Origin of the sequence: Luteimonas aestuarii, assembly GCF_004357985.1 — a bacterium.
GTDB classification, from domain to species: Bacteria; Pseudomonadota; Gammaproteobacteria; order Xanthomonadales; family Xanthomonadaceae; genus Luteimonas; species Luteimonas aestuarii.
Window position 1 is genome coordinate 40,472 of the sequence record NZ_SMTF01000022.1, and the last position, 7,963, is coordinate 48,434.

At 67.7% G+C, this 7,963-nt stretch carries 5 protein-coding genes; 3 read left to right on the top strand and 2 right to left on the bottom strand.

All coding sequences use genetic code 11. The features are described 5' to 3' along the window. Positions 1-41 precede the first annotated feature (41 nt). Complete coding sequence (gene glyS, locus E2F46_RS16700) at positions 42-2,312, bottom strand: glycine--tRNA ligase subunit beta (RefSeq protein ID WP_133323721.1); 2,271 nt, start codon at positions 2,310-2,312, stop codon at positions 42-44. A gap of 124 nt (positions 2,313-2,436) precedes the next feature. Continuing rightward, positions 2,437-3,342, bottom strand: a complete 906-nt coding sequence (gene glyQ, locus E2F46_RS16705; RefSeq protein WP_133323722.1) for a glycine--tRNA ligase subunit alpha — start codon at positions 3,340-3,342, stop codon at positions 2,437-2,439. A gap of 76 nt (positions 3,343-3,418) precedes the next feature. On the opposite strand from glyQ, the gene E2F46_RS16710 reads away from it, so the two are divergent. The 3 genes from E2F46_RS16710 (at position 3,419) to E2F46_RS16720 (ending at position 7,661) form a co-directional block, all read left to right on the top strand. Further along, positions 3,419-5,218, top strand: coding sequence for a GspE/PulE family protein (locus E2F46_RS16710; protein WP_133323723.1), 1,800 nt, complete (start codon positions 3,419-3,421; stop codon positions 5,216-5,218). A 727-nt stretch (positions 5,219-5,945) separates the two neighbouring features. Further along, the gene (locus tag E2F46_RS16715; RefSeq protein ID WP_133323724.1) at positions 5,946-6,692 is read left to right on the top strand and encodes a glutamine amidotransferase; all 747 of its coding nucleotides are present in this window, start codon (positions 5,946-5,948) and stop codon (positions 6,690-6,692) included. A 48-nt stretch (positions 6,693-6,740) separates the two neighbouring features. Further along, entirely contained in the window at positions 6,741-7,661 is a 921-nt protein-coding gene (locus E2F46_RS16720; RefSeq protein WP_133323725.1) for a hypothetical protein, read from the top strand. Positions 7,662-7,963: the final 302 nt, after the last annotated feature.

The window sequence follows — 7,963 nt, forward strand, 5'->3', positions numbered from 1 at the left end:
CGGTCATGGTGGCGACGGGGCTGTGCGCCCCACGCGATGGATCAGGTGGACAGGTGCTCGATGGCGGCCACGCTGCCCAGCCGGTCGGCGAGCCGCTTGAGCAGGGCCAGGCGATTACGGCGCAGGTTGTCTTCTTCCACGTTGACCATCACGCTGTCGAAGAAGGCATCCACCTGCGGCCGCAGGCGGGCGAGGTGCGCCAGCGCATCGACGTAGTCGCCCTTGGCCAGCGCTTGCCCGGTCTCGGCATAGACCGCTTCCACCGCTTCGGCGAGGGCGGATTCGGCCGGTTCGCGCAGCAGGTCCTTGTCCTCGATGGCCGGAATCTCCTCTCTTGAAGCCGCGCCTTCGGCCTTCTTGAGGATGTTGTTGATGCGCTTGTTGGCGGCGGCCAGCGCCTCGGCCTCGGGCAACTGCGCGAAGATGCCGATGGCGTCGATGCGGCGGTCGAAGTCGTAGAGCGATTTCGGCTTCAGCTCGGCGACGGCGTTGAAGTGCGCGCCTGGCACGCCCTTGTCGGCGTAGTAGCCGCGGAGGCGGTCGAGGATGAAGTCCTGTAGCTCGACAACAAGGGGAGAGACGCTGAACTCGTCCAATGACTGTCCTTGCGCCCCAGAATGTTCACGCAACTTTGTCATTACCCAACTGCCGTCCAGCGCATCGGCTTCTGCCATGCGGATCCCGGTATTCGCGAAATGCTTTTCGCGTTTCCCGGGATCGCTGGGGGCCGTCGAGGCTACTCCCAACGCAGATTGCATGATTGCAAGCGCAAGAAGGCTTTGGATATCAAATTCGAACCCACTCTCGATAATCGTCCGCGCCAAGCCCAACGCATTGCGCCGCAGCGCGAACGCATCCTTGTTGCCGGTCGGCTTGAGGCCTGCCGCAAACCCGCCGGCCAGCGTGTCCAGGCGTTCGGCGATCGCCAGCACCTTGCCCAGCGGCGACAGCGCGATGTCGTCGCCGGCGAAGCGCGGCTGCCAGCTTTCGTCGATGGCATTGGCGATGGCGGCGCGGTCGTCGCGCGACAGGTCGGCCAGCGACGCGTCCTGCATCGCATAGTGCCGGCCGGCGATGCCCTGCAGTTCCGGGAACTCGCCCACCAGCCGCGACTGCAGGTCGGCCTTCGACAGCAGCGCGGCGCGTTTCGCCAGTGCGGCGTCCACGCCCACCTGCGGCGCGATGGCTTCGGCCAGCGCGGCGACGCGCTGCACCTTGTCGGCCACCGTGCCCAGCTTGGCCTGGTAGGTCACCGACGCCAGGCCGTCGTTCATCGACGCCAGCCCCTGCTTCATGTCCTCGACGAAGAAGAACTTCGCGTCGGCGAAGCGCGGGCGGATCACGCGCTCGTAGCCCTTGCGGATCTCGCTGTCGTCCTTCGGCTCGACGTTGGCGATGCCGATGAAGCGCGCTGTCAGCCGGCCGCCGTCGTCCAGCACCGGGAAGAACTTCTGGTTCGCCTCCATGGTCGCCACCAGCGCTTCCTGCGGCACGGCGAGGAACTCTTCCTCGAACGTGCACGACACCGCCTTCGGCCACTCGTTGAGGCAGACCACCTGCTCCAGGTTGTCGGCCTCGATGCGCGCAGTGCCGCCCACGGCCTTCGCCGCGGCATTGACTTCATCGACGATGCGGCGGCGGCGCTCGTCGGCATCCACCAGCACCTTCGCGCCGCGCAGTGCATCGATGTAATCGTCCGGCGACGAGATCCACACCTGCTTGTCGTGCAGGAAGCGGTGGCCGCGGCTGAAGCGGTCTGACTTCACGCCGAACACCTCGCCGTCCACCACGTCCTTGCCCAACAGCATCACCAGCCACAGCACCGGGCGCGCGAAGGCATGGTCGTGGTCGCCCCAGCGCATCGGCTTGGGGATCGGCATGCCGGCGATGGCCTCGCGCACGATCTCCGGCAACAGCGCGGCGGTGGTCGCGCCCGGCGTCACCGCGCGGTGCACGAAGCGTTCGCCCTTGGCATCGGCGGTCCTGCCGAGCTGCGTCCAGTCGACGCCGGCCTTCGCCGCGAAGCCCTGCAAGGCGCGCGTCGGCTGGCCGTCGCCATCAAGTGCGATGTTGAGATACGGACCCAGCACTTCCGACGCCTGCTCCGGCTGCTCGACCGCCACCCCCGGCAGCAGCACCGCAACGCGGCGCGGCGTATGCAGCGGCTTGGCGTCGCCGCGCTCCACCGCAACCCCGCGCTTGTCCAGCGCCGCCAGCACGCCATCGAAGAACGCCTGCGCCAGGCCGGGCAGGGCCTTGACCGGAAGTTCCTCGGTGCCGAGTTCGATCAGGAGGGGACGTTGTTCGCTCATTCCGGACTCTTCATTCTTTTCGCCCCCTCCCCCGCTTGCGGGGGAGGGCTGGGGTGGGGGCACGGGACGTCGCGCGCCCCCCTCCGCCCTTCGGGCACCTTCCCCCGCAGGCGGGGGAAGGACATCAGGCCGCCTTTTCCGTGTGCTTCAAACCCGGGAAGCCCAGCTTCTCGCGCTGTTCGTGGTACGCCTGCGCCACCGCCTGCGCCAGCTTGCGCACGCGCAGGATGTAGCGCTGGCGTTCGGTGACGCTGATCGCGCGGCGCGCATCCAGCAGGTTGAAGCTGTGGCTGGCCTTGCACACCTGGTCGTAGGCGGGCAGCGGCAGGCCGGCCTCGACCAGCTTCACCGCCTCCGCCTCGCAGGCGTCGAAGCGGTGGAACAGCTCGGCCACGTCGGCGTGTTCGAAGTTGTACGCGCTCTGCTCGCGTTCGTTCTGCAGGAACACGTCGCCATAGGTCACCACGCCCTGCGGCCCGACGGTCCAGACGAGGTCGTAGACGTTGTCGCAGTTCTGCAGGTACATGCACAGGCGTTCGAGCCCGTAGGTGATCTCGCCCAGCACCGGTCGGCACTCCAGCCCGCCGGCCTGCTGGAAATAGGTGAACTGGGTGACTTCCATGCCGTTCAACCACACTTCCCAGCCCAGGCCCCAGGCGCCGAGCGTGGGCGACTCCCAGTTGTCCTCGACCAGGCGCAGGTCGTGCACGGTCGGGTCGATACCCAGCGCCTTGAGCGAATCGAAATACAGCTCGACGATGTTGTCCGGGTTGGGCTTCATCACCACCTGGTACTGGTAGTAATGCTGCAGCCGGTTCGGGTTCTCGCCGTAGCGGCCATCGGTGGGCCGGCGCGAGGGCTGCACGTAGGCCGCGTTCCACGGCTCCGGCCCCAGCGCGCGCAGGAAGGTGGCGGGGTGGAAGGTGCCGGCGCCCACCTCGAGGTCCAGCGGCTGGATCAGCACGCAGCCCTGCGCGGCCCAATAGGTGTTGAGGCGCTGGATCAGGTCCTGGAAGGTCGGTCCGGTCATCACGAAAGGCGGTTTTCGGCGGCGCGCTAGTATAGCGGCGAGCCCATCGCGCTCCGCCCGGAGCCACGAGCCCGCCTTGGACCATCCCCACGCGCACGCCCACCTCCGCAGCGCCGCCCTGCCCACCGGGCGGCTGGCGCTGGAGCCGGTGCTGGCGGCACTGGTCGCCGACGGCCTGCTGTCCGACGACGACGCCGGGCGCGCACGCAAGGGCAGCGCGCAGGTACGCAGCCTCGAAGCGGTGCATCCACTGGTGCTCATCGCCAACCTCAAGCTGCCCTCGGCGCGCACGCCCGGCACCGAACTGGGGCTGGAAACGCTGACCGAGTGGCTGGCACGCGCCAGCGGCCACGCCTACCTGCGCATCGACCCGACGAAGATCAAGGTGGCCGAGGTCACCGACCTGGTGTCGCACGCCTATGCGCGCCGCCACCGCATCCTGCCCGTCGACGTCACGTCCGACCGCGCGCGCATCGCCACCAGCGAGCCCATGGCCACCGACTGGCTGGGCGACGTGCAGCGCCTGCTGCGGCGCGACGTGGATCTGGTGGTGTCGAACCCGCTGGACCTGCATCGCTACACGATGGAGTTCTACGGCGTGACGCGCTCGGTGCGCGGCGCGCAGGATGGCGGCGACACCTCTTCGCATGCGCCCACGTTCGAGCAGCTGGTGGAACTGGGCCGCGCCGGCGACGTCACCGCCGACGACCACCACATCGTCAACATCGTCGACTGGCTGCTGCAGTACGCCTACGAGCAGCGCGCGTCCGACATCCACCTCGAACCGCGCCGCGACGCCGGCCGCGTGCGCTTCCGCATCGACGGCGTGCTGCACAAGGTGTTCGAGATGCCGCCACCGGTGATGACCGCCGTGGTCAGCCGCATCAAGGTGCTGGGCCGGATGGACCTGGCCGAGCGCCGCCGCCCGCAGGACGGCCGCATCAAGACGCGTTCGCCCGGCGGTCGCGAAGTGGAGATGCGCCTGTCGACCATGCCCACCGCGTTCGGCGAGAAGTGCGTGATGCGCATCTTCGACCCCGACACCGCGTTCAAGCCGATCGAACAACTGGGGTTCGATGCCGGCGAAGCGGCGACATGGATGGAGTTGACCGGGCGTCCGCACGGCATCGTGCTGGTCACCGGCCCCACCGGCTCGGGCAAGACCACCACGCTGTACTCCACGCTCAAGCGGCTGGCGACTGCGGACGTGAACGTGTGCACGGTCGAGGACCCGATCGAGATGATCGCGCCCGAGCTCAACCAGATGCAGGTGCACCACCAGATCGACCTGGGCTTTGCGCAGGGCGTGCGCACCCTGCTGCGGCAGGACCCGGACATCATCATGATCGGCGAGATCCGCGACCTCGACACCGCGCAGATGGCGGTGCAGGCCTCGCTGACCGGCCACCTGGTGCTGTCGACCCTGCATACCAACGATGCGCCCTCGGCGATCACCCGCCTGCTCGACCTGGGCCTGCCGCACTACCTCATCGCGTCCACGCTCAACGGCATCCTCGCGCAGCGGCTGGTGCGCACCCTGTGTCCGCACTGCAAGGTGCCGCGCGCCGTGGAACCCGAGGCCTGGGCCGCGCTGCTGCCCGGCCAGGATGCGCCGCCGCCGGCCGGCGCGCATGGCCCGGTCGGTTGCCTGGAATGCCGGAACACCGGCTACTTCGGCCGCGTCGGCCTGTACGAACTGATGCCGGTGACGCCGCGGTTGCGTGCGTTGATCCGCCCGGACATGGACCTCGCCGGTTTTACCCGCGTCGCCGTGGGCGACGGCCTGCGCACCTTACGCCGCGCCGGCGCGGAGAAGGTGGCGCAGGGGCTGACGACGGTGGAAGAGGTGATGACGGTGCTGCCGCCGCAGGAGTGAGCTGTGCTTCTGGTGCAGGGACGGCATTCGAACCTGCAAATCCGATGTTGCATGTGTTCTGCCTTGAAGCAGCTTTCTTCGCGTGTGTACCAGCTTGCGCGTGGACGCATTGACTTAAGGGCTGAGGGCATTCCGCCCGGAACGGGCGGGTAACTTTCTTTGTTGGCACAAAGAAAGTCACCAAAGAAATGCCTTTCCCCGACGGAGCTAACGTTTCAGGCTGGGCTCGACGGGATTTTTCGACAGGACATCCCTGTCCTGGTCGAAAAACGGCCGGCATCCATGCCGGCCGCCCTCCGGGTCTGCTTGCAGAATAGCGACCGGAAGTAGATCAAGAGCCAAATGTTCGTCATCCGGGCAAAGCGATCTTCAACGGCTTCAAGGCTGGTCAAGTGGGGACCTGGGCTTGCTCTGCCAAAAAATGTTCTGCGACAAAGGCACTGAGGTCTGGCGTTTGGTTCATTGGTGAACCGAGACAACACACTCCAGACCCGTAGGGCGCCGCACATGGATGTACGGCGTTTTCCGACCGAGCCAGGATGGCGAGTCGGAAAATCCCGTCGCACTCTCCGCTCAATCGTTAGCTTCGTCGGGGAAGGCCCTTTTTCTTTGGTTCGTGTCTTTCTAGGCAGAAAAAAGAAAAGAACTCGCCCGTTTCGGGCGAAAGCTCTTGATTCCAGAGTCCCTCCCAACCTTATGCTCTAGTGCCCAGAGCGCACATCCGCCCATGCCACCCGCACCCCAGCCCATCCTCATCATCGAAACCGGCCAGCCCGTGCCATCGATGCGCCGACACGGCGGCTTCCCGCACTGGATCCGCGTCGCCGCGGGCCTTCGCCGGGATGACGCGCACGTGGTCGATGTCGAAGCCGGGCAAACGCTCCCGGACGCGGATGGTTTCGCCGGCATCATCGTCACCGGGTCCGGCGCGATGGTGTCGCATCGACTCGACTGGAGCGAACGCTGCGCCGCATGGCTGCGTGATGCCGCGCACGCGGGCGTCCCGCTGTTCGGCATCTGCTACGGCCACCAGCTGATCGCGCATGCCCTGGGCGGCGAAGTGGGCGACCACCCGGCAGGCCGCGAGATGGGGACGGTCATGGTGGAGACCTCCCCGCAGGCAGGCGACGATCCGCTGTTCGCAGGCCTGCCACGCACGTTCGCCGCCCAGGCCACCCACCTGCAGAGCGTGCTGCGCCTGCCGGACGAAGCCGTACTCCTGGCCGGCAACGGCCATGACCGGCACCACGCCTTCCGTTGGCGTGAATCCGCCTGGGGCGTGCAGTTCCATCCCGAATTCGGCACCACCCACATGCGCGGCTACATCCGCGCGCGGGCCGATGCGCTGGCGCGCGAGGGTACTTGTCCGCGCACGCTGGCGGCCGCGGTGGGCGCCGCGCCGTGGGCCCGCCGCGTGCTGCGCCGCTTCGCCGCGCTTGCCCTGCGGCAGCCGCGCCCGGCCCCCATGCAGTAGCATGACGGCTTGCGTGGCGGGGGCCACGCGTCAATGACAGGACCTGCAATGACGACTCGTGGATTGGGCCCGGGCGCCGGCCTCGACTGGATCAAGCGTGCGATCAACCTGGGCGCCGGCAATCCGCGCGCCATCTTCGGCGGCGCGGCGCTGTTCATCGTGGCGATCATGGCCGCGGCCGTCGCGCTCACCCTGCTGATGGGCCTGTTCGCGGTGGTGATGCCCGCCGCCGGTGCGGCATCGATGGCCCTCAGCCTGCTGGTGACGCTGCCGCTGCTGCTGGTGGCCGCCTGCCTGATGGTGGGCTACCTGCGGCTGGTGCATGCCGTGGAAAGCGGTCGCGCGGCGTCGCCGCTCGATGCCTTCTCCGGCTTTTCCGACATGCAGACGTCGTTGCGCGCGTTCGCGCTGGTGCTGGTGCTCGCGGTGCTGCAGAACGCGGTGCTGGCCGGTTTCGTCACCCTGTTCTCGCCCGGCCTGGCCGCGTGGTACATGGAAGTGATGCAGATGCAGGCGGCGGGCCAAGCGCCGGATCCGGCAACGATGGCACTGCCTGACGGCGCCGGCATGGTGATGCTGCTGGTGACCCTGCTTGCGCTGCTGGTCTACGCGGTGCAGGCGATCGGGCTGGGCCAGCTTGCGCTGGGCGGCCGCAGTGTCGGCGGCGCGCTGGCCGACGGTTTCTCCGGCACGTTCCGCAACGTGCTGCCGCTGCTGGTGCTGGTGCTGCTGGGCATTGCCGCGGCCGTCGTGGCCTTCCTCGGCCTGCTGCTGGTGGCACTGGTGATCGGCCTGCTGGCGAAGCTGCTGGGCGGATGGATCGCCATCCTCCTGGCCGTGCCGCTGTATATCGCCATCGTGCTGGCGCTGGTGGTGGTGTCGTTCGGCGTGATGTACCACCTGTGGCGCGACGTGACCGGGGGCGCAGCCACCGCACCGGGCGTTCCTGCCGACAGCGTCGAACTCTGACCCTTCCCCGCGAGGAGCAAGCGACAGCAGGCGTTCGAAGGTCGCCTGCGTCGCGACACCCATTGCGAGGAAGCTCCAGGCGCCCGGCGTAGGACGGGTCTCGACCCGCCACGGCCCCGGCATCGCACGACGCACGCCCACTCGCGATGACGTTCGCGTCATGGTTCGATGCGATGCATCGAGGTGTAATGACCCAGTGATTTCCTGCTCAGGTGTAACCTTTCCAAGGAGGCACAGATGAGCGCGGTAATGGAAGAAGAGATTAAGCGTTGGACGGCACGTCGGAAGTCGGCGTTGGTGCT

Excerpts from the sequence above, each read along its gene's own strand:
- glyS (WP_133323721.1), bottom strand. The coding sequence starts at position 2,312 with ATGAGCGAACAACGTCCCCTCCTGATCGAACTCGGCACCGAGGAACTT.
- E2F46_RS16720 (WP_133323725.1), top strand. The coding sequence starts at position 6,741 with ATGACGACTCGTGGATTGGGCCCGGGCGCCGGCCTCGACTGGATCAAG.
- glyQ (WP_133323722.1), bottom strand. The coding sequence starts at position 3,342 with ATGACCGGACCGACCTTCCAGGACCTGATCCAGCGCCTCAACACCTAT.
- E2F46_RS16715 (WP_133323724.1), top strand. The coding sequence starts at position 5,946 with ATGCCACCCGCACCCCAGCCCATCCTCATCATCGAAACCGGCCAGCCC.